The sequence below is a fragment of the Pseudorhodobacter sp. genome (assembly GCF_034675685.1).
Lineage (GTDB): Bacteria > Pseudomonadota > Alphaproteobacteria > Rhodobacterales > Rhodobacteraceae > Pseudorhodobacter.
In genome coordinates this window covers 15,930-40,159 of record NZ_JAUCDA010000008.1, presented here as the reverse complement: position 1 = coordinate 40,159, position 24,230 = coordinate 15,930, and the positions used below count along the sequence as shown (strand labels likewise).

At 58.4% G+C, this 24,230-nt stretch carries 21 protein-coding genes, 1 tRNA gene and 1 pseudogene; 8 read left to right on the top strand and 15 right to left on the bottom strand.

Annotated elements, in window-relative coordinates:
* Positions 1-192: 192 nt before the first annotated feature.
* A pseudogene (gene acnA, locus VDP61_RS07420) lies at positions 193-2,971 on the bottom strand (aconitate hydratase AcnA).
* 251 nt (positions 2,972-3,222) lie between these two features.
* Here acnA and VDP61_RS07415 point away from each other — a divergent pair.
* A complete protein-coding gene (locus VDP61_RS07415) occupies positions 3,223-3,924 on the top strand; it encodes a DUF1223 domain-containing protein (protein WP_323006306.1) in 702 nt (233 codons plus the stop codon).
* A gap of 34 nt (positions 3,925-3,958) precedes the next feature.
* On the opposite strand, the gene VDP61_RS07410 is transcribed toward VDP61_RS07415, so the two are convergent.
* The 8 genes from VDP61_RS07410 to VDP61_RS07375 form a co-directional block, all read right to left on the bottom strand.
* Positions 3,959-4,831: a lysophospholipid acyltransferase family protein gene (locus tag VDP61_RS07410; protein ID WP_323006305.1), complete on the bottom strand. Its 873-nt coding sequence runs from the start codon at positions 4,829-4,831 to the stop codon at positions 3,959-3,961.
* Positions 4,831-5,733, bottom strand: a complete 903-nt coding sequence (locus VDP61_RS07405) for a DMT family transporter (RefSeq protein WP_323006304.1) — start codon at positions 5,731-5,733, stop codon at positions 4,831-4,833. The genes VDP61_RS07410 and VDP61_RS07405 overlap by 1 nt, the downstream gene beginning before the upstream one ends.
* A gap of 218 nt (positions 5,734-5,951) precedes the next feature.
* On the bottom strand, positions 5,952-7,031 hold the full coding sequence (locus tag VDP61_RS07400) for a flagellar motor switch protein FliG (RefSeq protein WP_416236503.1): 1,080 nt from the start codon (positions 7,029-7,031) through the stop codon (positions 5,952-5,954).
* 235 nt (positions 7,032-7,266) lie between these two features.
* A complete protein-coding gene (gene purB / locus VDP61_RS07395; RefSeq protein WP_323006303.1) occupies positions 7,267-8,571 on the bottom strand; it encodes an adenylosuccinate lyase in 1,305 nt (434 codons plus the stop codon).
* A gap of 164 nt (positions 8,572-8,735) precedes the next feature.
* On the bottom strand, positions 8,736-9,959 hold the full coding sequence (locus tag VDP61_RS07390) for a bifunctional alpha/beta hydrolase/OsmC family protein (protein ID WP_323006302.1): 1,224 nt from the start codon (positions 9,957-9,959) through the stop codon (positions 8,736-8,738).
* Positions 9,960-10,146: 187 nt separating this feature from the next.
* The gene (locus VDP61_RS07385; RefSeq protein WP_323006301.1) at positions 10,147-10,686 is read right to left on the bottom strand and encodes a hypothetical protein; all 540 of its coding nucleotides are present in this window, start codon (positions 10,684-10,686) and stop codon (positions 10,147-10,149) included.
* Between the two features lie 213 nt (positions 10,687-10,899).
* Positions 10,900-12,309 (bottom strand): type I glutamate--ammonia ligase, encoded by a 1,410-nt coding sequence (gene glnA, locus VDP61_RS07380; protein WP_323006300.1) that lies wholly within the window; start codon positions 12,307-12,309, stop codon positions 10,900-10,902.
* Positions 12,310-12,368: 59 nt separating this feature from the next.
* Entirely contained in the window at positions 12,369-12,707 is a 339-nt protein-coding gene (locus VDP61_RS07375; RefSeq protein ID WP_323006299.1) for a P-II family nitrogen regulator, read from the bottom strand.
* 175 nt (positions 12,708-12,882) lie between these two features.
* On the opposite strand from VDP61_RS07375, the gene VDP61_RS07370 reads away from it, so the two are divergent.
* Positions 12,883-14,511, top strand: coding sequence for an NAD(P)H-hydrate dehydratase (locus VDP61_RS07370; RefSeq protein WP_323006298.1), 1,629 nt, complete (start codon positions 12,883-12,885; stop codon positions 14,509-14,511).
* Positions 14,512-14,589: 78 nt separating this feature from the next.
* Here the strand turns inward: VDP61_RS07370 and VDP61_RS07365 are convergent, their stop codons facing one another.
* Complete coding sequence (locus VDP61_RS07365) at positions 14,590-15,066, bottom strand: Hint domain-containing protein (RefSeq protein ID WP_323006297.1); 477 nt, start codon at positions 15,064-15,066, stop codon at positions 14,590-14,592.
* Positions 15,067-15,267: 201 nt separating this feature from the next.
* Between VDP61_RS07365 and VDP61_RS07360 the strand changes: the two genes are divergently transcribed.
* From VDP61_RS07360 to VDP61_RS07345, 4 genes are all read left to right on the top strand, one after another.
* Positions 15,268-15,352: transfer RNA gene (locus VDP61_RS07360), tRNA-Leu, on the top strand.
* 24 nt (positions 15,353-15,376) lie between these two features.
* On the top strand, positions 15,377-16,711 hold the full coding sequence (tig, locus tag VDP61_RS07355; RefSeq protein ID WP_323006296.1) for a trigger factor: 1,335 nt from the start codon (positions 15,377-15,379) through the stop codon (positions 16,709-16,711).
* Between the two features lie 187 nt (positions 16,712-16,898).
* Positions 16,899-17,642 (top strand): hypothetical protein, encoded by a 744-nt coding sequence (locus VDP61_RS07350; RefSeq protein ID WP_323006295.1) that lies wholly within the window; start codon positions 16,899-16,901, stop codon positions 17,640-17,642.
* A 98-nt stretch (positions 17,643-17,740) separates the two neighbouring features.
* Entirely contained in the window at positions 17,741-18,112 is a 372-nt protein-coding gene (locus VDP61_RS07345) for a hypothetical protein (RefSeq protein WP_323006294.1), read from the top strand.
* A gap of 275 nt (positions 18,113-18,387) precedes the next feature.
* Here the strand turns inward: VDP61_RS07345 and rplI are convergent, their stop codons facing one another.
* The 4 genes from rplI to VDP61_RS07325 form a co-directional block, all read right to left on the bottom strand.
* The gene (rplI, locus tag VDP61_RS07340) at positions 18,388-18,975 is read right to left on the bottom strand and encodes a 50S ribosomal protein L9 (protein ID WP_323006293.1); all 588 of its coding nucleotides are present in this window, start codon (positions 18,973-18,975) and stop codon (positions 18,388-18,390) included.
* A gap of 12 nt (positions 18,976-18,987) precedes the next feature.
* Entirely contained in the window at positions 18,988-19,215 is a 228-nt protein-coding gene (gene rpsR / locus VDP61_RS07335; RefSeq protein ID WP_022704737.1) for a 30S ribosomal protein S18, read from the bottom strand.
* A gap of 27 nt (positions 19,216-19,242) precedes the next feature.
* On the bottom strand, positions 19,243-19,647 hold the full coding sequence (gene rpsF / locus VDP61_RS07330) for a 30S ribosomal protein S6 (protein WP_323006292.1): 405 nt from the start codon (positions 19,645-19,647) through the stop codon (positions 19,243-19,245).
* 338 nt (positions 19,648-19,985) lie between these two features.
* On the bottom strand, positions 19,986-20,831 hold the full coding sequence (locus tag VDP61_RS07325; protein ID WP_323006291.1) for an EamA family transporter: 846 nt from the start codon (positions 20,829-20,831) through the stop codon (positions 19,986-19,988).
* A gap of 229 nt (positions 20,832-21,060) precedes the next feature.
* On the opposite strand from VDP61_RS07325, the gene VDP61_RS07320 reads away from it, so the two are divergent.
* Positions 21,061-21,639 (top strand): YceI family protein, encoded by a 579-nt coding sequence (locus VDP61_RS07320; protein ID WP_323006290.1) that lies wholly within the window; start codon positions 21,061-21,063, stop codon positions 21,637-21,639.
* 74 nt (positions 21,640-21,713) lie between these two features.
* Here VDP61_RS07320 and VDP61_RS07315 read toward each other — a convergent pair whose 3' ends face one another.
* On the bottom strand, positions 21,714-22,940 hold the full coding sequence (locus VDP61_RS07315; protein WP_323006289.1) for a cytochrome b/b6 domain-containing protein: 1,227 nt from the start codon (positions 22,938-22,940) through the stop codon (positions 21,714-21,716).
* A gap of 330 nt (positions 22,941-23,270) precedes the next feature.
* On the opposite strand from VDP61_RS07315, the gene fabD reads away from it, so the two are divergent.
* Complete coding sequence (gene fabD / locus VDP61_RS07310; protein WP_323006288.1) at positions 23,271-24,200, top strand: ACP S-malonyltransferase; 930 nt, start codon at positions 23,271-23,273, stop codon at positions 24,198-24,200.
* Positions 24,201-24,230: the final 30 nt, after the last annotated feature.

The window sequence follows — 24,230 nt, the reverse complement described above, 5'->3', positions numbered from 1 at the left end:
TGAGATGCATGTCAATTTTGGATTGTTCGGGTGGAGACGCTGCGCGCATCGGGGCTGCCTTTATGGTTTATGACAGCTTCACTATGCATCTGAGAGCTTAATGAGACCATAATAAGCGCGGCGCATGCCATCAGAATGCAACAAGCGCCCCAGAAGGGGCGCTTGAAGCGGTTTTTTCAAACAGGGCCGGGTTTACGAGGCTTTTGCCAGATCGCGCAGCACGTAATGCAACACGCCGCCATGTTCGACATATTCCTTTTCAATTGCCGTATCTATCCGGCATTTGATCTGGATGGTTTTGGCTTTGCCATCTGCATAGGTGATGTGGCATGGAACAATGGAAAGCGGCTTCAAATCACCTTCCAGGCCTTGGATATCAATCACCTCATCCCCGGTCAGGCCAAGCGATTTGCGGGTGTCACCGCCTGTGAACTCGAACGGAATCACACCCATGCCGACCAGGTTGGAACGGTGAATGCGTTCAAATGATTCCGCGATCACGGCCTTGACGCCCAGCAAAGCGGTGCCTTTCGCCGCCCAGTCACGGCTGGAGCCTGCGCCATATTCGATGCCGCCAAAGAGCACCAACGGCACGCCAGCCGCCTGATACGCCATCGCCGCATCAAAGATAGAGGTTTGCGCCCCATCCGGCCCTTTGGTGTAACCGCCTTCAACCCCGTCCAACATCTCGTTTTTAATCCGGATATTGGCAAAGGTGCCGCGCATCATCACCTCATGGTTGCCGCGCCGCGACCCGTAGGAGTTGAACTCGCGCGGGGGGACTTGCCGTTCCACAAGGTATTTCCCGGCAGGCGAAGATTGCGCAAAGGACCCGGCAGGAGAGATGTGGTCAGTCGTGATCATATCCCCCAAAAGCGCCAGAACCCGTGCGCCCTTGATGTCTGAAATCACGCCCGGCGTTTTGGACATGCCCTGGAAATAGGGCGGGTTCTGGATATAGGTTGAGGTTGCCGGCCAATCATAGGTTTCCGAATCCGGGGTCTGGACAGCCTGCCACTTTTCATCCCCCTTGAATACATCAGCGTATTTCTTTTGGAAGGCCGCGCGGGTCACGGTGCGTTCCACCAGCTCTGCAATCTCGGCATTGGTGGGCCAGATGTCTTTCAGATAGACTGGATTGCCATCCTGATCATTCCCGAGGCTGGCGGTCGTGATGTCGATATTCATATCACCGATCAGCGAATAAGCGACCACCAGCGGCGGTGAGGCAAGATAGTTGGCGCGGACATCTGGGCTGATCCGCCCTTCAAAGTTACGGTTGCCCGACAGAACCGAGGTTGCGATCAGGTCATAATCATTGATCGCCTTGGAAATCGCGGGGTCCAGCGGGCCAGAGTTGCCGATGCAAGTGGTGCAGCCATAGCCGACAAGGTTAAAGCCTATCGCATCGAGATCTTTTTGCAGATCGGCAGCTTCCAGATATTCAGTGACGACCTGAGAGCCGGGGGCAAGCGAGGTTTTCACCCAAGGCTTGCGGGTCAAACCCTTTGCATGCGCCTTGCGCGCCACCAGACCGGCCCCGATCATCACATAGGGGTTTGAGGTATTGGTGCAAGAGGTAATGGAGGCGATGACAATAGAGCCATCATGCAATTGATAATGGCCGTCTTCGGTCTGAACATAGCCGCGCTTGTGATCGCCCTTGTCGCCGGGAATTTCACAGGGGGCGGGCTGACCACCTTCGCTTTCCCAGCGGACCTTCTGCTTTTCGGGAACCGTCTTTTCACTGCGCTGCCCGGTGACATAGGCCCCAAAAGTAGAGGCAGCCACGTCCAGCGCTACGAAATCCTGTGGGCGTTTGGGGCCGGAGATTGCGGGCACAATCGTGCCCATATCCAGTTCCAGTGTCGAGGTATAGATGGGGGCGTAATCGGCATCGCGCCACATGCCATTGGCCTTTGCATAGGCTTCGACCAATTCGATGCGCGCCTCATCCCGGCCGGTGTTGCGCAGGTAGCGAATGGTTTCATTGTCGATCGGGAAGAAGCCACAGGTTGCGCCATATTCCGGGGCCATGTTGGCAATGGTTGCACGGTCGGCCAGCGGCAGCCGGTCAAGCCCGTCGCCATAGAATTCGACAAATTTGCTGACAACGCCGTGCTGGCGCAGCATTTGAACGACTTTCAGCACGAGGTCGGTGGCCGTGGTGCCTTCAACCATCGTGCCGGTCAGCTTGAAACCAACCACTTCGGGAATAAGCATCGACACCGGCTGGCCCAGCATTGCGGCCTCGGCCTCGATCCCGCCAACACCCCAGCCCAGAACGGCAAGGCCGTTGACCATGGTGGTGTGGCTGTCAGTGCCGACCAGCGTGTCAGGATAGGCAATGTCATGGCCATTCTGGTCTTTGTCAGTCCAGACGGTTTGCGACAGATATTCAAGGTTCACCTGGTGGCAAATCCCGGTGCCGGGCGGCACAACGCGGAAGTTGTTGAACGCATTCTGCCCCCATTTCAGGAAAGGTATAGCGTTCCATGTTCCGTTCATACTCGCGGTCCACGTTCAGCTGAAAGGCGCGGGGGGTGCCAAATTCATCAATCATGACCGAGTGGTCGATGACCAGGTCAACCGGGGCCAATGGGTTGATTTGCTGGGCATTTCCGCCAAGGCCGATGATGCCGTCACGCATGGCGGCAAGATCAACCACGGCAGGCACGCCGGTAAAATCCTGCATCAGAACACGGGCCGGGCGATAGGCGATTTCGCGCGGGTTTTTGCCGCCATTGGCACCCCATTCGGCAAATGCCTTGATATCCTCCACCGAGACGGTTTTGCCGTCTTCGAAGCGGAGCATGTTTTCCAAGACCACCTTGAGCGAGGCGGGAAGGCGGGCAAAATCGCCAAGCCCTGCTTCTTGTGCGGCGGGGATTGAATAATAGGCGATGGTGGAGCCGCCTGCGGTAAGGGTGCGGCGGGCTTTGGTGCTGTCATGTCCGACGGTTACGGTCATGTCTAACCTCCTGGCTGGGGCGTGAATGTCGTGATCTTCCCCAGCGTAATGCCTGTTCCTGCGCAAAACAACAAGGGAGTCGTCTCTTTGTATGCAATAGTATGCCGAAAATCCAGTCCCTATTTGCAGAGCGGTTTGGTTGGGTCGGGGCAGGCCGGGCGTGTTTTGTAACGCCGCCTCGCAAAACCTTGATTGGCTCATGCGGCGCCATTTGGTTAGATAGTCAGGAGTTGGGAAACAGGAATGATATCATGAACCAGGCTTTCACAGCCGTTTGCGCGGCATGGCTGGCGTTTGCGACCCCAGCGCATGCGCAAACCAATGACGCGGTTGTGGTAGAGCTGTTTACCTCGCAAGGCTGCGCATCTTGCCCGCCTGCAGACGCTATTTTGGCCAGGCTAAGCGCGGATCCGCGTTTGATTGCGCTGTCGCTTCACGTTGATTACTGGGATTATCTGGGCTGGAAAGACAAGTTCGCAAGCCCGAAATTTACCGCCCGCCAAAAAGAATACGCCCATCATGCGCGCGAAAAGATGGTCTACACCCCGCAAATAATCGTGCAGGGTCAGCAACGCATGGTTGGCAACAAGGCGGCCGAGGTTGACGCTGCGATCGCTTCGGCTTTGGCACAGCCACGCCCGGCGCGTCTAAGGCTTGCGCGCAACGGCACAACGCTGGTGATCCGCGCCGAGCCGCTGATGGGCAATCCGCGCCCGGTTCGCGTTCAACTGATACGCTTTAGCCCGGCAGAAAATGTGGCAATTGAACGCGGCGAGAATGCGGGCAAGACGATTACCTATCATAATGTCGTCAAGTCCCTGGAATTGCTTGGGAAATGGGATGGTGTGACCCCGCTGTTGATGGAAGTCGCGGCCGAGGGCACAGCCCCTTTGGCCGTGATATTGCAATCTGACGGGCCAGCGGAAATACTGGGTGCCGCTACGCTGCGATGAGTGGCGAGGGCTGCGCGCTGCTGCCTGCCGGTTTTCATTTCCAGCGGCGATGAATCCAGAACCATTGATCCAGATGCTTGCGCACCAGACGTTCCAACGAGTCGTTCAGCGCCTGCGTCATCTCTGCGGCAGAGCCGTGCGGGATGGGTGCCTCTATGATAATATCGAAATCCAGACCACCGGGGCGGCGCACCGCATAGGTCGGCACCACCAGCGCATCATATTTCAACGCCAGTTCGGCGGCAGAAAGGGCGGTCATCGCGGGATGGCCGAAAAACGCAAGCGGCACGCCATGGCCGATGTGTTGGTCAATCAACAGGCCCAGCATCCCGCCCGAGCGTAAAAACCGCACCATATCACCCAATCCCGCCCGGCCACGCGGAAAAACCGGGGTGCCAATGCGTGAGATCGCCTTGACATAGTGATCGTTGAACGCGGCCTCACCCATGGGGCGATACAGCGCCCCGACACGGTAGCCGCGGGCAATCAGCGCGGCGCGGCTTGCGTCATAATTACCGAAATGCCCGGTTACAAGGATTACCGGGCGGCCGGCGGCATGGGCGGCATCAAGCGCGGCCAAACCGTCGCCCGTCAAAGGTTCTGCCGTGGCCCGTGCGACAAATTCTGCACCGGAATAAATCTCGATCAGGGTGCGGCCGACATTGCGCGGCACCGCCCGCATCATCCGCTTGACTTCGGCCTCTGGCAGATCAGGCAGGATGAGCGCCAGATTTTCACGCACGCGCTTGTCATAGCCAGCAAGCGGCGCGATGATATAGGCCATCACCCAGCCACATATCGGCACCCGCCACCTGTAGGGCAGGGCCAGCAATACCGCAATCAACCCGCGCAACAACATGTTGCGCAGCCGCTCGGTTCGCGTTTTCAAAGGAGATTTATGTGACATCAGCCCGTCTGGTTGTTTCCCCGCACTGCGCGGGCTTCGCGATGCCAGACATAAAGCCCCGCAGCCACGATCACAAGCGCACCGATGAGTGTCCAGCGATCCGGGTAGGTATCAAACAAAATGACACCCCAGAAGGCCGCGAACAAAATCCCGACATAGGCAAACGGTGCAACTGATGCCGCCTCGGCCAAGGTGAAGGCCCGGATGATGCAAAGCTGCGCGATTGTACCCAGCAGGCCGACAAGCGCAAAAGTCGCAAGATCCTCGGTTGCGATGGGAACCCAAAAAAACGGCAGGGACAGGCTGGCGATGGCCGTGCAGATCACCGAGGTGAATACCATCGCGGTCCAGGCGCTTTCCTTGGGGCCAAGCCAGCGGGTGATCAGTGCGTTTGCGGCATAGCAAATCGCACCGGCCAGTGGCAAAAGGGCCGCCATGGAAAACAAGCCCGCACCGGGGCGAATAACAATCATTGCCCCGGCCAAGGCTGCCAATACGCCAAACACCCGGCGCGGCCCCAGAGATTCGCCCAAAAACAGCGCCGCCCCCAAGGTGATCAGAACGGGGTTGATATCAATCAAGGCTGTCGCCTCTGCCAAGCCGATAAAGGCGAGGCTGGTGAAAAAAAACCCGGTTGCGCCGATCTGCGTTGCCGCCCTGGCAACATGGACCCAAAAAAAACGAGTCCGCAGTTGGATCAGAAAACGCTGGCGCAACAACAGGATAACCAACACCAATTGCCCCAGAAACCGGATCCAGACCAGCATGGGCGCTGGGTAGCGATCCACCAAGCCTTTGACATTGGCATCCATGAAGGTGAAACAAAAAATCGCCATCAGCATGAACAAAATGCCAGCCCCGTTGCTGCTGGGGCGTGGCAAGGTGGAAAGATAAAATTTCATGCATGCGGTCCGAATTGAGGCAGGGCAATCTGCACGCTACCGCTTATCCTTGCGGAGTTGCAGGATAAAAGACCATTTCCTGAAATGTTTTATCGCCGCGTCAAGTCTGTATGGGTTGCCGCCAGCGTTTCTCCGGTTCTGCGGGCTGCGCAAGCGGAACGGGCCCCCGCAGCGATTGCATCTGGAACAACAATCGCTTTGGATGTTTCAGCACCCGCCTATTCATCATGTTGAGTGAGCGCCAGTTCACCGGACGCTTCGAGGGCGCGAATCGCTGAAATAACGGCCGATTGCGCGGCCTCGCCGTCTTTCTCTTTTACTTTGCCGCGATCCTGCATTTCTTCGCGCAAAGCCTGTGCCATGCGCTGGGACATATTGGCCAGGAAGAATTCCGCAGTAATCTCCAGCTTTGGGTTGCCGGTTGCGGCGGCAAGCGCCGTCACCAATACTGGCTGTTCGATACTGCGTGTGATCTTTGGCACATCCCGCGGGGCCACGCGGCTTGGAATATGGACAAAGGTAAAGATTGCCTTTCGGACCAGCATGGCAAAGTTCTCATCATCAAGATCCAGGCCTGCCAGAACCTCGTCGCGGATCAGTTGCGGGGCCTCATTCAAGATCGCGCCGACCCGTTCGACCGGGCCGGTATCAAAGGCGCGGGCAGGTAGGTTTTCAAGCTGTGTCACAAGCGAAAGCCCAATGCGGCGCACCGTTTCAGGATCAACATTTCCAGTCAATGACACCGCAAAGGCAACCCGGCGCGCGCGGTCGCCGGCCAGTTTGGACAGCAGTTCCGCCGCTTTTGGAACCCCAAGCTTTGACAGCATGACAGCGGCCACCTCGACGCTTTCCTCTTCGAGCACCGGCAAAAGCCGTTCCATTGGCAGGGCCGAGATACGATCCCACGGGTCTGCCTTGGATGACGCCCCGGCAAGCCGCCGCAACCGATTTGCCGCAGTTGTGGAAATATGCCCATCCATGATGGAAAGAGCGCCCTCAATCCCGCCGGGAAAGGACAAACCGACCTCCTCCAACTCGGTCACGAATTCGGCGACCACCCTGTCCAGCGTGCGACGATCAATCAGCCGCATTTTGCTCATCTGTTCGGCAAGCGAGGCCTGAATATGTTCGGGCAGGCCCGATAGGGTGATCGGCGCCCCCTTGACGAGCATGAGCCGCACGATCACAGCCGCTTTTTCGCGGTTGGTCAGCGCCCGCCGCACCGCGCGCCTTTCGCTATTCGGGGCGAATGTCATAGCCGGCGCAATTTGCGCAAGGTTCGTTGTGCCGGTATCCATGAAACCCCCATTTTTCTGACGTTCTGGGGGCCACGTTCGCAGCTTCAGGTTAACATGGGCTTACGCAAAACCGGGCCTGCCGCCATTTTTGCGGCCAAACGCTTGTCCGGCCGGGCCCCTGCGCTTATCCCGATGCCGGATTTCAGCCCGAAAAAAAAAGAGCAAGCAGGAAAACTGCTTGCCCTCATCATTGGCCCTGAGCTTTCAGGGCAACCCAGCCGGGATAGCCCCTTTGTCAGGCGCCAAAAACACGCCGAAAGATCGTGTCGACATGCTTGGTATGATAGCCAAGATCGAATTTCTCTTCGATTTCGGCGGGTGTCAACGCGGCTGTCACCTCGGGGTCGGTCAATAGCTCGGTTTTGAAATCGGCATCTTTTTCCCAAACTTTCATCGCATTGCGCTGCACAAGGCGGTAACTGTCTTCGCGCGAAACGCCCGCTTGGGTCAGCGCCAAAAGGACACGCTGGCTCATGACCAAGCCGCGGAATTTGTTCATGTTGGCCAGCATGTTGTCGGGGTAAATCACCAGCTTTTCCACCAGCCCGGCAAGCCGGTGTAGCGCAAAGTCAAGGGTGATCGTGGTGTCTGGCCCAATCGCGCGCTCGACCGAGGAATGGCTGATATCACGCTCATGCCACAGCGCCACGTTTTCAAGGGCCGGGATGACCGACATCCGCACCAGCCGCGCAAGGCCGGTCAGGTTTTCCGAAAGCACCGGATTGCGCTTATGCGGCATCGCAGACGAACCCTTTTGGCCGGGGCTGAAGAATTCCTCGGCTTCAAGCACCTCTGTGCGTTGCATATGACGGATTTCGATGGCGATATTTTCGATGGATGAGGCAATCACCCCCAGAACCGCAAAAAACATCGCGTGGCGATCGCGGGGGATGACCTGGGTGCTGATGGGTTCGGGCGTAAGGCCCATCATCTTGCAGACATGCTCTTCAACGCTGGGGTCGATATTGGCGAAAGTGCCAACAGCACCAGAAACGGCCCCGGTGGAAATTTCGGCGCGCGCATTTAGCAGCCGCGTGCGGCCCCGGTCCATTTCGGCATAGAACCGCGCGAAGGTCAGCCCCATTGTGGTTGGTTCGGCGTGGATGCCGTGGCTGCGACCGATGCGCACCGTATCCTTGTGTTCCATCGCGCGCGCTTTCAGCGCGGCCAGCACCCGGTCCATTCCGGCCAGCAACAGATCCGAGGCGCGCACAAGCTGCACGTTCAGCGTTGTATCAAGCACATCCGATGACGTCATGCCCTGATGCACAAACCGCGCATCATCGGCGCCGATATGTTCGGCCAGATGCGTCAGAAAGGCGATGACGTCATGTTTGGTTACGGCCTCGATCTCATCAATCCGCGCCACGTCAAAGGTAACATCCTTGGCCCTCCACACGGCTTCGGCATTGGCCTTGGGGATGACACCGATCGCGGCCTGCGCGTCGCAGGCATGGGCCTCGATCTCATACCAAATCTTGAATTTGGTTTCCGGCGACCAGATGGCAACCATATCGGGACGGGAATAACGCGGGATCATGGGGCAGGGCCTTTCGATGTGGGCAGCAAGGGCTTTGCGTCGGGGATGTGACTTTCCTTAGTCTGATGCGGCATAGAGGGCAAGAGAGCAGGGCGCAGACAAGGGGCGGCTTGCTGGGTTTGCGGGGGCTTGCGCCCGGTATTTGCCGGCGTTCCGGGGCGGCGTTAGCCGTTATGTGAAACCTCTTGCGTCACAATGGCAGCTTCGGCCTCTAATGTTCTGTGAACAGGGCATTTATCGGCAATCGCGATCAGCTTGGCGCGCTGATCGGCATCAAGGTCACCGATCAGGGTGATATTGCGGGTGAACGTGTCGATCTTTGGCAGCTTTTCACAGTTTTCACAATCGGTTGCGTGGCGTTTGTCATGTGAAACATCAACGGTCACACCCGCCAGTGCCCAGCCTTTGCGCCGGGCATACATGCGGATCGTCATCGAGGTACAAGCCCCCAGCCCGGCAGAAAGATATTGATAGGGCGATGGGCCCAGATCGGTGCCGCCATAGCTGACAGGCTCATCCGCCTTCAGGTGATGCGGGCCAAGATGGACATCTTGCAAAAACCCGTTTGGGTCGGCCTCGACCACGCGTGTAATGCCTTCGGGTATCTCGGCATCGGGTTTTGGTACGGCCATATCCAGATAGCGTTCGGCCCAGGTGGCGATGGTATTGGCGGCGTAATCGGCATCGGCGGGGTTGGTCAGCAAATGGTCTGCGCCGTCCAGCGTGACAAAGCTTTTGGGGTGGCGCGCGGCGGTAAACAGGGCCGAGGCATTATCAATTCCCACAACCGCATCCCTGGGCGCATGCAAAATCAGCAGCGCCCGCTGAAGGTGGCGCAAATGCTCGGTCAGGGTATTGTTGCGCAGATCGCGCAGAAAAGCCCGGCTGATGGTGAAATCGCGCCCGCCGAGGGTCACAGGGGCCTCGCCTTTGGCCTCGATCGAGTCTTCGGCATGGGCAAAGTGATGGGTGACATGGGCCGGGTCAGCCGGTGCGCCAATTGTCGCCACCGCCTTGGACGAGGCGATCTGACCCGCAGCAGCAATCACTGCCGCCCCGCCCAGCGAATGCCCGATCAGCAGGCCGGGGGCCAGGCCTGCCTCGGCCATGGCCGCAGCGGCCGCCAAAAGATCGTCAACATTGCCGGAAAACCCGGAATTGCCAAATTCACCATCCGAATGGCCAAGGCCGGTAAAATCAAACCTAAGCACCGCGATCCCCATCGCGGCCATGCGACGAGAAATGCGGCGGGCGGCAAAGATATCCTTGCCGCAGGTAAAGCAATGGGCAAACAGGGCTGCCGCCCGCACTGGCCCCGCCGGGCGTTCCAGCCGCCCCATCAAGGTTTGACCATCCTTGCCGGTGAATGAAAATGCTTCGCTTGTCATTGCCGCCTCCATTGCCTCTGGCGAACAGTATCGTGAATTTTGCCTTGTGCAATAACCCTTTGTAACTTGCCCTCACGCGTTTGTGTCGGGCTGTGGCGCCAGGGATTACGGGCAATTCATCGTGTCTCAGGCCCCGGTCTTGCAGGCGAAGATGCCGAAAGCCTGTCCTGATGCGCCCGCAGTTGAGTCAATCGGGTTGTCCCGGCCGCGTTTGAAAGGTCGGGGACGACGGCGACAAGAACTGCGCTGTGTCGATGCTGTGCGCGTCGGCAACAAAGGGGCGCGGCGTTCCACCCAGTTGTGCAAGCTTTTCGGCCAGCGCATCCGCGATTATTTCAACCGCTTCGGTGGTGATCGGCGCCCTGGCACGCTGCCAAAACACCCCATCGGTTGCCTGTGTCCCGGTGAAATCGTGAACCAGACCTTCAATCAGGACGCGGTGCAGCGAGGACAGCACGGGGTTGGCGATTGCGTCCAGATCCCTTGGGCTGACTGCGATGGTAAGGGCAAAGCCCGCCGCCGGCGCATATTGATGGCCCGCAACGATGATGACCCTGGTTTGCGCAAACTGGGCAACCATGACATCCTCGCTGTCCCATTCCAAGGCGTAGGCCCCTTTGGATGCGGGCTCCAGGCAGGTGTCGAGCGTCCGCAGGACCGAGGAGATATTCATGAATGCCCCGTGCCGAAACAGGATATGGGCGATGATTGTGGCGCTTTCTTGCATGGGGCTACCTTTATGTATTCTGCTCTCAGGCAACCATTGACGGCAGGTTGCAAACCCTACCTGAAGGTTAAATGTGGTTAACCTTTGTCGAAATTCGTTAATCTTTTGGAAGAAAATTTGTGAAGCGACGCAAAAAAGCCGCCCTTCGGGGCGGCTTTTGTTTGAATTGCGTGGCTTTTACGCTCGGCCAGGCAGAGCGTGGGATAACCCAGTTCAGCAGGAGTAATACATCGCGTATTCGATGGGGTGGGGCGTATGCTCATAGGCATAAACCTCTTCCCATTTCAGGGCCATGTAACCTTCCAGCTGATCCTTGGTGAACACGTCACCGGCCAGCAGATATTCGTGATCGGCATCAAGTGATTCCAGGGCTTCGCGCAAACTGCCGCAAACCGTCGGGATTGCTGCCAGTTCTTCAGGCGGCAAATCGTAAAGGTCTTTGTCAGAGGCCGGGCCGGGATCAATCTTGTTCTTGATCCCGTCAAGACCGGCCATCAACAGCGCGGCAAAGGCCAGATAGGGGTTGGCTGCCGGATCAGGGAAGCGGGCCTCGACACGCTTGGCTTTTGGCGATTCCGTCCACGGAATACGAACGCAGCCAGAGCGGTTGCGGGCGGAATAGGCCCGCAGAACCGGGGCCTCAAAGCCGGGGATCAAGCGCTTGTAGCTGTTGGTCGAGGGGTTTGTCAGCGCGTTGAGCGATTTTGCATGTTTCAGGATGCCGCCGATAAACCACAATGCCTCTTGCGAAAGATCAGCGTATTTATCGCCTGCAAACAATGGCTTGCCGTCCTTCCAGATCGACATGTTCACATGCATCCCCGAGCCGTTGTCGCCCTTCATCGGCTTTGGCATGAACGTCACGGTCTTGCCATAGGCATGGGCCACATTGTGGATCACATATTTGTATTTCTGGATGTTGTCGGCCTGTTCAACCAAGCCGCCAAAGATCATTCCCAATTCGTGCTGGCAGGTCGCTACTTCGTGGTGATGTTTATCAACCTTGATGCCCATCCGTTTCATGGTCGACAGCATTTCGCTGCGAATATCCTGCGCTTCATCAATCGGGTTTACCGGGAAATAAGCGCCTTTGTGCGGCGCGCGGTGGGCCAGATTGCCACCGTCAAACGCGGTATCCGTATTCCAGGAGGCGGCCTCGGCGTCCAGTTGAAACGATACCTTTTGCGGAGTCACGCAGTAGCGGACATCATCAAACAGAAAGAATTCAGCTTCCGGCCCGAAATAGGCGGTATCGCCAATGCCGGTAGATTTGAGATAGGCCTCGGCCTTGGCCGCCGTACCGCGCGGATCGCGTGAATAGGCCTCGCCGGTGTCAGGCTCGACCACATTGCAATGCACGCAGAGGGTTTTTTCGGCATAAAAGGGGTCAATATAGACCGAATTGGGATCAAGGATCAGCTTCATGTCCGATTGGTCGATAGATTTCCAACCCGCGATGGACGAGCCATCAAACATGAACCCCTCATCAAAAAAGTCTTCATCCACAAGATCAACATCCATCGTGACATGCTGCAACTTGCCTTTGGGGTCGGTAAAGCGGACATCGACATAGGCGACCTCCTCGTCTTTCATCAATTTCAGAACGTCTGCGACCGTTTTCATTGGGTCATTCCTTCTGCAAAAACATTGCATTTCAAAGGCTTGTGCCTTTTTTGCCGGGGCTAGATAGCGTCCTCACCAGATTCGCCGGTGCGGATTCGAATGGCTTGTTCAACGGAAGAGACAAAGATTTTGCCATCCCCGATCTTGTCCGTGCGGGCGGCGGTAATGATGGCCTCGATCGCGGCATCAACCAGATCATCCGTCAAGACGACCTCGATTTTTACCTTGGGTAGAAAATCCACCACATATTCCGCGCCGCGGTACAGTTCAGTATGGCCCTTCTGGCGCCCAAACCCTTTGACCTCGGTTACCGAAAGGCCTTGAATACCGGCTTCCTGAAGGGCTTCTTTCACCTCATCCAGTTTGAAAGGCTTGATGATCGCTTCGATCTTTTTCATGCGTTGACTCGCCTCTCATCAGTTTTCATCTGTGGCAGGTTGACCATTTCCGCGATGAAGGGACAATTGAACCGCGCCAAATGGGGCGGGTTTTAGGCGGATATTCTGCGTGATGGCCTTAAATTTGGGCGATATGCCTATATTTTACGCAGAATTGAAATGAAAAGATGTCGAAATGACGGAGTTGCTGATATCTGCCCAAATGCGCGCGATCGAGAACGCCGCGATAGAGTCCGGTTCCGTCACCGGGCTGCACCTGATGGAGCGGGCTGGGCGGGCAGTGGTAGACGCGATTTTCGAAGAATGGCCAGAGTTGCGCACCCGCGCCTGCCGTGCTGTGGTTCTGTGCGGCCCCGGCAATAACGGCGGTGACGGCTTTGTCGTGGCGCGGCTTTTGCGGGACTTGGGGTGGCAAATTCACGTCCTTGCAGCGAAAGCGCCGGGCGATATGCCTTCTGATGCCGCCCATAATGCAAAACGCTGGCTGGAATTCGGGCGCGTTGTGCCACTGACCTGTGAGTCGCTGCACGCCACGCCACCGGGCGATCTTTATGTTGATGCGATTTTTGGAACGGGTCTGTCGCGGGCACCGGAAGGTGAGATTGCTGCAGTTTTGGCTTGGCTTGGGGGCGGTGATCGGGCTGATTTGCGCAACCGGCTGCTTGCGATCGACGCGCCTTCGGGCCTGTGTCTTGATAGCGGGCGCAGTCTGATTGCCTGTGCCGAAAAGCGCCCAGTGGCGCGGTTGACGGTAACATTTGACAGCCCCAAAACCGGCCATGTGCTGGACAGCGGGCCAGCGCAGTGTGGGCGGCTGGTTGTGAAGGATATCGGCATCGCGCCCTGGCGGCAGATGCTTGGCCAAAAGCGAGACTCCGTTCTCGCAGGTTTGGTCGAGCGCGGTCCGGCAGAGAAGACTGAAATCGAGACGCCGGGCACGCTGTATCTTGACAGGCTTTCAAAGCACGGGCCCGGATCCGGGAATGGCAGTCATAAATTCACTTATGGCCATGCGCTGATTTTGTCCGGCGGTATCGCCTCGGGCGGGGCGGCGCGGTTGGCGGCGCGGGGGGCGTTGCGCATTGGCGCCGGGCTGGTCAGCCTTGGTTGCCCGCCGTCGGCAATTTTGGCCAATGCAGCGCAGCTTGACGCGGTCATGCTAAAGCCAATCCGGGACTCCGCCGCTTTGAAAAGCGTGCTGCAAGATGCGCGAATCAATGCGCTGTGTCTTGGGCCGGGGCTGGGGCTGAACCGGGGTGATTTGGTGGCCGCAGCATTGGAAATGAGCCAGGCTGAACCCCGGGCTGTGGTGTTGGATGCCGATGCGCTGACCCTGATCGCGCGGGATGGCGCATTGTTCGACAAGCTGCATGAGCGCTGTATCCTGACACCCCACGCGGGCGAATTTGCGCGCCTGTTCCCCGATATTGCCGCGCGACTGGCTGCGCCCGCGCCCACAGGCCCCGCCTATTCCAAGGTTGATGCAACACGAGAGGCCGCACGACGCGCCGGCTGTGTGGTGCTGTTCAAAGGCCCCGCTACGGTGGTTGCCGATGCAGTGGGGCGCTGCGCGGTCAATGCAGCCGTGTATGAACGCGCGGCCCCCTGGCTGGCTACAGCGGGGGCGGGTGATGTGTTGGCCGGGTTTGTGGCGGGGCTTTTGGCGCGGGGCCAGACCCCGTTTGAAGCGGCCTGCGCTGCGGCCTGGTTGCATGTGGAATGTGCACGTTCTTTCGGCCCAGGGCTGATTGCCGAGGATTTGCCTGTTGAGCTGCCAAAGGTGTTTCGTGCGCTGGGCATATAGCTGACATAGCTGAAAGGGTTGAAAGCCATCTTGGGCGAAACGGGTTTGGCCGCCGTATAAGTTAAGGATAGCATGAACTTAGCGGGGCAATCGGTATCCGCTGCCGGGGCAGGTCACCTCAACGCCATTGGCATAGATGACTTCGGTATTTTCAAATTCCAGGCTGTAAAGACAGGCCCCTACCACCGTCTCAAGCCGAATATATTCGCCATCTGCCAAATCCCTTGCGGAAAAAATCGCCTGCGGCACGCCTTTGAGCGCCATTGACCGCCAGTCACGGATATGGATGCCCTGATTGGGAAGGACATGCAGATCCTCCGCCGGCATCTCCACCCCAAGGGCCGAGGCCGAGATACACACCAATTGCGCAACCGGCAAAACTGTACAGTGAACCGCCCGCAACGCGCGTATACCGGAGCGGGTAATGATACGATCACCGACCGAGAGGCACCCAACCGGAATTTCGCCAACCGGGGTCATGATGCAGGCGCCAGTGACAAGTCCGTTGGCCAAGCCGGTTTGAGCGCGGTCGATTGTGGCGGTGCTGTATGTCATGATTTCGGTTCCTTTGCTTCTTGCAATTGCTTTGCCGTTGAACCTTGGCAGCAATAAGTCAACGAAACGTCAAAACGCGATTTTGAATCAATCCAATTCCAGACAATCTTTTCCTCTCGCATCCTGCGCGTGGCTTTGCTAGAAGGACGCGGAATTTCATCGTAACCAATGGCGCAAGGCCAAAGGATGCGGGAATGAGATGCGGGTATGGCGAAATTGGCAGACGCACCAGATTTAGGTTCTGGCGCCGCAAGGCGTGGGGGTTCAAGTCCCTCTACCCGCACCAGATTTGTAAGAAGGACGGATATAGATGCAGGTCACTGAGACCCTGAACGAAGGCCTCAAGCGCGGGTACACCATCACGGTGACTGCGGCAGAACTTGACGCGAAAGTGCAAGAAAAACTGATCGAGGCGCAGCCCGAGGTCGAAATGAAGGGCTTTCGCAAGGGCAAAGTGCCAATGGCCATGCTGCGCAAGCAATTCGGCCCGAAAATCATGGGCGAAGCCATGCAAGACGCCATTGATGGCGCAATGAAAGAGCATTTTACCGCCTCTGGTGACCGCCCCGCGATGCAGCCTGACGTGAAGATGGTTGATGGCGAAGAGTGGAAAGAAGGTCAGGACGTTGTGGTCGAGATGACCTATGAAGCCCTGCCGGAAATCCCGGAAGTTGATGCGTCCCAGGTCACGATCGAGCGTTTGGTTGTGAAGGCAGAAGACTCTGCTGTTGAAGAAGCGCTGGCCAATCTGGCCGAATCTGCGCAGAATTTTGACGACCGCAGCGAAGGCTCCAAGGCCGAGGACGGCGATCAGCTTGTGATTGACTTCAAAGGCTCGGTCGATGGTGACTATTTTGAGGGCGGCACCGGCGAAGATTACCCGTTGGTTCTTGGCTCCAACTCGTTCATTCCGGGCTTTGAGGCGCAGCTGGTTGGCAGCAAGGCAGGGGATGAGGTGAAGGTCAACGTGTCCTTCCCGGCGGAATATGGTGCGGCGCATCTGGCTGGCAAAGCGGCCGTGTTTGAATGCACGGTAAAGGCAGTCAAAGCCCCGGTCCCGGCCGAGATCAACGACGAATTGGCCAAGAAATACGGTGCCGATGATCTGGCCGCCTTGAAAGGTCAGATTGCCGAGCGCTTGGAAGCTGAATATCAGGGGGCTGCACGCGCCGTGATGAAGCGGTCGCTTTTGGATCAGTTGGATGTTCTGGTGACCTTCGATCTGCCACCGTCGCTGGTGGAGGCCGAGGCCGGCCAGATTGCGCATCAATTGTGGCACGAAGAAAACCCCGAGGTTCACGATCACAATCACGACAAGATCGAGACCACCGATGAGCACAAGAAACTGGCCGAGCGCCGGGTTCGTCTGGGGCTGCTTCTGGCCGAAGTGGGCCGCAAGGCCGAGGTGACTGTGACCGATCAGGAAATGACCCAGGCTGTGATGATGCAGGCCCGTCAATATCCGGGGCAGGAACGCCAGTTCTTTGAATTTGTGCAAAAGAATCAGCAGATGCAGCAACAGTTGCGGGCGCCGATCTTTGAAGACAAGGTTGTTGATCATATCGTTGCAGGGGCGAAAGTTTCTGACAAAGAGGTCAGCAAAGAAGACCTGCAAAAAGCGATTGAAGCCTTGGACGAAATGTAAATCCTGCCAAGGGTTTATGACAGGGATTGGGGGCCGTACCGATTGGTGCGGCCCTTTTTCATGATTGCAGAGGCGGGCGCGCTATGCCCATGCGCATGAAACTGCAATAAAGTATTCTGATCTGGTTCGTTTACCCAGTATTGACCTGCATCCACACATATACCTGCCGTAGCAAAGGCCCAAACCCATGCCAGACTTTCTTCCCGATCTGCCCACCGACCTGATTCTGGCCGCACTTGGCAAAGCGCCGGGGAATGAGCTGAAATCGGGCAAGTTTGACAGCCCTGATTCCTCGTCGGCCTTGGTGGCCAATGCGTTTGGCTGGTTTTTGGACCGGCCCAAAATGTTGCCGATGCTTCCGGGCGGGCTTGGGCAAGCCAAATCTGTGGCGCTGGAGGTAGAGATGCGGTTTCCTTGGGCGGGGGGCAAACACCCCTGGCTGGATGTGGCGATTGAAACCGACCGTTATTTGGTCGGCATCGAATCCAAACGCTATGAGCCCTTTCGGCCTGCCAAAGCCAGCAGCTTTGCTGAAAGCTATGATCGCAAAGTCTGGGGCGAGAAGATGGAAGGCTATACCCGTATCCGCCGCACACATGCCAATGGCGCGCGGCGGTTCAGCTGCCTTGATGATGTGCAACTGGTGAAACACGCCTATGGTTTGCGCAGCGAAGGGCAGCGGCGGCAATTGCGCCCGGTCTTGCTGTATCTTTATGCCGAGCCAACCAGTTTTGCCAATGGCCGCCCGGTGGATCCCACAAGAATAGCCGCCCATCGCGCCGATACTGATTTGTTTGGGGAAAGCGTCGAGGGTGATGAGGTCGCATTTCTGGCGGTGTCCTGGGCCGATATGCTGGCAAGCTGGAGCCGTGGAAAAATGCCCGTGGCCCAACATGCAGCAAGGGTGGCCGAACGATTCGGGCCGCTATAGGCGGCATGTCGCGACCAGATCAAAGCGCTTAGCCTTTGGGTTGCCCTGTGTCGTCCAATGCCAGCAAAGGGGAGTTTTGTCTTGTGAAAAGGCTAGTGATGATTGGCTTTGCCGTCTGTCTTGGGATCGGAGCGGTGGCCATGGGGCTGTTTTCCGCGGGTCACAAAGAGTTTTCGTATCAGTCAGCGGATGAGAAAAATCTGATGGTCTATCGCTGTAACGGCCTTGGCGGTGGCGAGGATATGGAAAGCCGGGCGCGGCTTGCACATGCCTATTTTGAACCGAAAATGATGCGCATCGCCGAGGCAACAGCCAAAGCCATGGCGCAGGCCATGATTCCCAATCGCGGTTCCAAAGAGATACTGGCTGATCTGGAGCCGCTGAAGGCAGAGATGAAAAGCCAGTTGAAAGCGGTGGACGCCGAGATTCAGCACCGCTTTGGGTGCCGGTACAAGGGAAGCAATCTTTAGGCTGTTTCGGCAAAAAACCCGAACCGCCAGGGCCTTGCGGCGCTACGCGTGTTTGGGGCACCGGGGATCAACGATGTATCAAGCCGTTTCCCAAATGTTCCAAGCGTTTTGGCTTGCGCCGGGTCCATATATGGCGGCATGAAATCAAAGATTTCATCGTGTTATGTGATGGGCTGTGTTTCAGGTCAAAGTCGAAACGCTGCGGGGCAGAGCCCATGAAAAAACCGCGCAAGGGCAAGCCTGCGCGGTTTGTTTTTTTTGCAAGACAGGGCGGCTTAGTCGCGGCCCATATCCTCGCCATCTTCATTTGCAGCGCCCATTTCGTCGAACAATTCGGCGATTTCGAACTCTGCCGCGGCTTCTGCTTCGGCTGCCAATTCCTGAATGGATTTGCCAGCGGCTTGCAGTTCAGCCTCATCAGAGGAGCGCGCTACGTTGATGGTGAACTTGGCGGTCACTTCCGGGTGCAGCACGACCGATACGGTGTGCAGGCCCAGTTCCTTGATCGGACGATCCAGAACAACCTGACCACGATCAACCGTAAAGCCGGCTTCGGTCGCGGCATCGGCTGCGTCACGGGTGGTGACAGAGCCGTAAAGCGCGCCCGCATCGGAGGCGGAACGGATAATGACGAAGATCTGACCATCGAGAGTCGCTGCGATTGCATCGGCCTCTTTTTTGGTCTCAAGGTTCTGGGCTTCCAGCTGTGCTTTGCGGGCCTCGAACGACTTGATATTGCTGTCGTTGGCGCGCAACGCCTTGCCTTGCGGCAACAGGAAGTTGCGGGCAAAGCCTTGCTTTACGGAAACGATTTCGCCCATTTGGCCCAGCTTGGCCACGCGTTGAAGAAGGATCACTTTCATGTCTGGTGCTCCTTATTTCACAGCATAGGGGAGCAGGGCGAGGAAGCGGGCGCGCTTGATTGCACGGGCCAGCTCACGCTGCTTTTTTGCCGAAACGGCGGTGATACGCGAGGGCACGATCTTGCCGCGCTCGGATACGTAGCGCTGCAAAAGGCGTGTGTCTTTGTAGTCAATCGCCGGTGCATTGTCGCCCGAGAACGGGCAGACCTTGCGGCGACGGAAGAAGGGTTTATTCGCCATTTGAATGGTCCTTTCCTATGCCAGAGATCAACGACGCGGCCGGTCGCCGCGGTCACCACGATCGGGGCGGTCACCGCCACGGTCGCCACGGTCACCACGTTCGCGGTCGTCACGTTTTTGCATCTGGACGGACGGGCCTTCGTCATGCGCGTCGACCTTGATGGTCAGGATGCGCATCACGTCATCATGCAAACGCATCAGGCGTTCCATTTCCTGAACTGCGGGGGCCGGGGCATCCGAGCGCAGAAAGGCGTAGTGGCCCTTGCGGTTTTTGTTGATCTTGTAGGCCATCGTCTTGACGCCCCAATACTCGTGCTCGACAACTTTACCACCATTGTCTGCGAGTACTGTGGAGAAGTGTTCGATGAGCCCTTCGGCCTGCGTGTTGGAAAGATCCTGACGCGCGATCATGACATGCTCGTATAGCGGCATGCTGTCTCCGTTCATTTACTTGTGGTGCATTTCATAGGTCGGGGTCACCACCTTGCCGCGTCCCGACCACGAGAGGCTGCACCGGATCAAAAGATAGATGCGGCAAGATCGGGCGCGTATAGCTGGGGAAGGGCCGGGGTGCAAGCGAGTTGTGAAAAGGAGCGCTGACGCGCGAGGCTTTTGGTAAGGTGTGGGGGCGCTGCCCCCTTGGCCTTGTGGCCTATTTCCCTGAGGTGTTTTTGCCAAGATGAAGTTGGGGGGCGGGAGTTTGGCTTTGGTGTTGTGCCGGGCGGAATGTGTGACGCAAAAGGAAAAGGGCGCGGATAGCGGGCGCGGGGTTATTTTGCCAGCCGCAGCAGGGCCACGCCGAGCAGGGTGAGGGTGGTGGAAATGACTTTGCCAAGATCGAGTTTTTCGCGCAGGAAAAACACGCCGATCAGCAGGGCAAAGATGATTGAAGTTTCGCGCAGCGCGGTGACAAGCGCGATCGGGGCCTGGGTAAAGGCCCAGATGACGATGGCATAGGCGGCAAAGCTGGCGGAGCCGCCGATCAGAAAAACGCGCTTGCCGCTGGTGTGCAGCGCGCGAAACTGATGCGGCGCGCGGGCGGCGACCAGGGCGACCATCAAACCGGCATTGCCGAGCGCAAGCCAGCCAAAGAACCCCAACGCCGAGCCTGCAAGCCGCGCACCCATCCCATCAACCAGCGAATAGGCGGCGATGAAGCCGCCTGTTATCAGCGCCAGCTTTGCGCCTTGCGGGTTGCGCTGGCCGTCAGCCTTGCGCACCAGCGCCATGGACAGGATGCCGATACCGATGGTGAGCACGGCAGCCACCTCGAACGGGTGCAGGGGCACGCCGAGGAAGAGGACGGATATGGCAGCGACCAGCATCGGCGCAGAGCCGCGGGCAATGGGGTAAATCTGGCTGAGATCGCCGGCATGATAGGCGCGGATCAGAAACAGTTGATAGCCGAAATGCAGCGCCATGCCGACAAGCAGATAAGGCAGGCTGGCCAAGGCTGGCAGGGGAGAGAAGAGCAGCGCCACAAGCGCCAGTGGCATATGCCCGATGACAACCGCGATCATGTTGAGCTGTTTGTCGCGCGCGCCTTTGACCATGGCGTTCCAGCTTGCGTGCAGCAAGGCTGCGACAAGGACGGCGCCGAAGACGTGCAAGCTCATACGCGGGGCGGCCTTTTTCTGGGTTCATGCCACAGTAGCGGCTGGGATGCGCTGCACAAGCCGTAATCAATCTGCGGAAGGGCAAACGAAACCGTGATGTGCGGCACCGGTCAGACCCTGTGGATTTTTGCGCGCTAGCGCAGGGGGGCTGCGATGGGCTAGGCAGCAGACATGATCGCAGGGGCAGCCGCTGCCACTCTGCGCCTTGTTTAACCAATTGGAGAGTATAATGAAATCTACGTTTGCCCTTGCGGGCCTTGCCTTTGCTGCGGCCACTGCTGTCGCCCATGCCGAGCCGGTGAAATATGTGCTGGACCCGAGCCATAGCCAGATTGTGTTCGATTACCAGCATCTGGGGTATTCCACCACTCACGCAATGTTTTCGGGATTCGATGGCGAGATTTTGTTTGATGCGGAAAACCCGGCCGCGTCGAGCGTGACGGTGGCCTTTGCCGTGCGCACGATGCTGACCGGCTGGGAAGCGCGGTTTGAACATTTCATGACGCCGGAATTCTTTGGTGCGGCAGAGAATGAGATGGTGACTTTTGCCTCGACTGGAATTGAGGTGACGGGCGAGAAGACCGCCAAGATTACCGGCGATCTGGAGTTGAACGGTGTGACCAAATCGGTGGTGCTGGACGCGGTTTTGAATCAGGCAGGCGACCACCCGATGGAGGGCAAGCCCTGGGCCGGGTTCAATGCCACGACGACACTGGTCAGGTCGGAATACGGCTTGGGCCAGTTTGCGCCCTTCATCTCGGATGAGGTGAATGTTGTGATCTCGATTGAGGCGATGAAGGCCGAATAAGCGCCTGCGACGGGCTGAAGACCAAGAGGGGCGCAAGGGAAAACCTTTGCGCCCCTTTTTGATATCCAGCCGGGTCAGGGTGTTGTGCGCAGGGCTGTAAGGGCCACGTTGATACCGACGGAAAAGCCGACGCTTGCCTCATCAGGGTACTTCTGGCCGATGTTGGCATCGCGGCGGTCGAGGGTGGTTTGGCCTTGCATTATCGCGGTGTCGCCGGTGATTTGCAGCGTGAAGGGCAAAGAGAGGGGAATTTCGGCCCCTGCAAGGCTGAGCGTGCCTGTGGCGGTGTAGGTGCCCGTGTCAGCGCCGATATCAGCGCCCGAAATCCTGGCGGTGAAGATGGCGTTTGCATGGGTGGCGGTATTCAGGAAATCTGGGCCTTTGGCCTGATCGGACACCGAGCCGAGGCTGAGGCTGGTGGTGTCGATTGTGACGGTCACGCTGCCCATGTCTTGTACCGGCGCAGCTTCGTCAAAGCGGATCTCGGCCTGCCAGGCGGCAAATTGGCCCGTGACCGCGGAGCCGAGTTGCTGGACGGTTATGGCAAGCGTGCCGCTTTGCACCTGCCAGTTGCCGCCGGTTTGGGTGATTTGGGGCGCGGTGGGCGGGGCCTGGCGGGCGGTGCTGGTAAGGCTGATGGCGATACCTGCCCCGATGGCATAGATCAGAAAAGCGGCGACGATAGGCAGAAGCTGGGCCTTGCCGGTGCTTGGCACGTCGGGGGCTGTGGCGCCCGAAAGCATGCGGCGCAGGGTGGCATCTTTGTCGATGACATGATGTTTTAGCGCGCCGATAATATGCAACAGGATCGCGGCGATCAGCAGTTTGGTAAAGACCCAGTGCAGCGCGGCTGCGATCTGGGCGATGGACTCGGATTTTGGCACCAGCGGCAGGTCCTGGCCAAGCCCCAGAAACGGCGGCCACAGAATTGGCGCAAAGCCGGAGGTGGCGGCGTGATGGACCCAGCCAGACAGTGGCACCGCGAGCAAGGAAATATAGAGCAGCCAGTGGATTGCGGCGGCAAGCCTGGTCTCGATCCGCCGGTCAGGGTGCAAAGGCGCCGGGTGGGTTTGGCCAAAGGCCCAGAGGATGCGCAGAAGCGCCACGGCAAAGGCGGCAACCCCGAGGGTTTTGTGCAGGGAAAACAGTTGCGCCTTTTGTGCCAATGCCTCGGAGGTATCATAGGCCATGCCATTGGCGATCATGCCGAGCGGAATGGCGCCAAGGATAAGCAGGGCGGTAAGCCAGTGAAGGGCGCGGGTGGCGCTGCCGAAGCGTTGGGCGGTGTTGTGCAGGGGCATATGGGGTCCGGGTGAAAAGTTTTGGGGGCTAAAGCGCTTCGACAAAAAACTTGAATCGCCAATACCCTGCTGCGCTGCGCGCTTTCGGGGCAGGGGTGATTGGCGGTGTATCAAGTATTTCCCGAAACGCTTTAGCGGTTCTGGGGCTGTCTAGCGGCCTTGGGCGCCGGGTGGAACTGTCGCACATGCACAAAGGCTGTGCGGTGGGGGTGTGCGGGGTGTGTATGTCGTGGGTTTGTGCGGGGTGGGGGGGGGCGGGTTTTGTGCGAAAGATTGCGAAGGCGGCGGCGCTGGGCTATTCCTTGGGCGAGCAACAGTTTCGGAGGAAGTATGAACAGAGCTTTCGTTTTCCCGGGTCAGGGGTCGCAGACTATCGGGATGGGGCGTGCGTTGGCCGAGGCCTATCCTGCCGCGCGGGCGGTGTTTGACGCGGTGGATGAGGCGCTTGGGGAAAAGCTGTCGGCGCTGATCTGGGAGGGGGATATTGAAGACCTGACCCTGACGCAGAACGCGCAGCCTGCGATCATGGCGACTTCCATGGCGGCGCTGGCGGCGCTGGAAGCCGAAGGGCTGGGGATGGCGCATGTGGCGTTTGTCGCGGGGCACAGTCTGGGCGAATATTCGGCGCTTTGTGCGGCGGGGGCGCTTGATCTGGCCGATACGGCACGGTTGTTGCGGATTCGCGGGCTGGCGATGCAAGCGGCGGTGCCTGTGGGCGTGGGGGCGATGGCGGCTGTGCTGGGGCTGGATTATGACGCGGTGGTTGCGCTGGCCGCCGAGGCTGCCGAAGGTGACGTCTGCGAGCTGGCCAATGACAACGACCCCGGACAGGTGGTGATTTCGGGCCATAAAGCAGCGGTAGAGCGGGCCTGTGCCATTGCCAAGGCAAGGGGGGCCAAACGGGCGCTTATGCTGCCGGTGAGCGCGCCGTTCCATTGCGCGCTGATGGAGCCTGCGGCGGCGGCGATGGCCGAGGCTTTGGCGGCGGTTGTCATTCGTACCCCTTCGGTGCCGGTCGTGGTGAATGTGCGGGCCGAAGCCGTGCAAGAGGCCGAGCGGATGCGCGCGCTGCTGGTCGCGCAGGTCACCGGCGAAGTGCGCTGGCGCGACTCAGTAGCGTGGCTGAGGCGGGCGGGTGTGACCGAGTTTTGGGAAGTTGGTGCGGGCAAGGCGCTATCAGGGATGATCAAGCGCATCGAGCGCGATACGGTGCAGCGCAATGTGGCTGCGCCAGAGGATATTGTGGCGCTGAAGGGGTGAGGGGGGGCGTATTTGGCCAGCGCGGGGGGC

Excerpts from the sequence above, each read along its gene's own strand:
- VDP61_RS07410 (WP_323006305.1), bottom strand. The coding sequence starts at position 4,831 with ATGTCACATAAATCTCCTTTGAAAACGCGAACCGAGCGGCTGCGCAAC.
- glnA (WP_323006300.1), bottom strand. The coding sequence starts at position 12,309 with ATGAAAACGGTCGCAGACGTTCTGAAATTGATGAAAGACGAGGAGGTC.
- rplI (WP_323006293.1), bottom strand. The coding sequence starts at position 18,975 with ATGAAAGTGATCCTTCTTCAACGCGTGGCCAAGCTGGGCCAAATGGGC.
- tig (WP_323006296.1), top strand. The coding sequence starts at position 15,377 with ATGCAGGTCACTGAGACCCTGAACGAAGGCCTCAAGCGCGGGTACACC.
- fabD (WP_323006288.1), top strand. The coding sequence starts at position 23,271 with ATGAACAGAGCTTTCGTTTTCCCGGGTCAGGGGTCGCAGACTATCGGG.
- rpsF (WP_323006292.1), bottom strand. The coding sequence starts at position 19,647 with ATGCCGCTATACGAGCATGTCATGATCGCGCGTCAGGATCTTTCCAAC.
- VDP61_RS07325 (WP_323006291.1), bottom strand. The coding sequence starts at position 20,831 with ATGAGCTTGCACGTCTTCGGCGCCGTCCTTGTCGCAGCCTTGCTGCAC.
- VDP61_RS07390 (WP_323006302.1), bottom strand. The coding sequence starts at position 9,959 with ATGACAAGCGAAGCATTTTCATTCACCGGCAAGGATGGTCAAACCTTG.
- VDP61_RS07415 (WP_323006306.1), top strand. The coding sequence starts at position 3,223 with ATGAACCAGGCTTTCACAGCCGTTTGCGCGGCATGGCTGGCGTTTGCG.
- VDP61_RS07375 (WP_323006299.1), bottom strand. The coding sequence starts at position 12,707 with ATGAAAAAGATCGAAGCGATCATCAAGCCTTTCAAACTGGATGAGGTG.
- VDP61_RS07370 (WP_323006298.1), top strand. The coding sequence starts at position 12,883 with ATGACGGAGTTGCTGATATCTGCCCAAATGCGCGCGATCGAGAACGCC.
- VDP61_RS07345 (WP_323006294.1), top strand. The coding sequence starts at position 17,741 with ATGATTGGCTTTGCCGTCTGTCTTGGGATCGGAGCGGTGGCCATGGGG.
- VDP61_RS07385 (WP_323006301.1), bottom strand. The coding sequence starts at position 10,686 with ATGCAAGAAAGCGCCACAATCATCGCCCATATCCTGTTTCGGCACGGG.
- VDP61_RS07405 (WP_323006304.1), bottom strand. The coding sequence starts at position 5,733 with ATGAAATTTTATCTTTCCACCTTGCCACGCCCCAGCAGCAACGGGGCT.
- purB (WP_323006303.1), bottom strand. The coding sequence starts at position 8,571 with ATGATCCCGCGTTATTCCCGTCCCGATATGGTTGCCATCTGGTCGCCG.
- VDP61_RS07350 (WP_323006295.1), top strand. The coding sequence starts at position 16,899 with ATGCCAGACTTTCTTCCCGATCTGCCCACCGACCTGATTCTGGCCGCA.
- VDP61_RS07320 (WP_323006290.1), top strand. The coding sequence starts at position 21,061 with ATGAAATCTACGTTTGCCCTTGCGGGCCTTGCCTTTGCTGCGGCCACT.
- VDP61_RS07365 (WP_323006297.1), bottom strand. The coding sequence starts at position 15,066 with ATGACATACAGCACCGCCACAATCGACCGCGCTCAAACCGGCTTGGCC.
- rpsR (WP_022704737.1), bottom strand. The coding sequence starts at position 19,215 with ATGGCGAATAAACCCTTCTTCCGTCGCCGCAAGGTCTGCCCGTTCTCG.
- VDP61_RS07315 (WP_323006289.1), bottom strand. The coding sequence starts at position 22,940 with ATGCCCCTGCACAACACCGCCCAACGCTTCGGCAGCGCCACCCGCGCC.
- VDP61_RS07400 (WP_416236503.1), bottom strand. The coding sequence starts at position 7,031 with ATGGATACCGGCACAACGAACCTTGCGCAAATTGCGCCGGCTATGACA.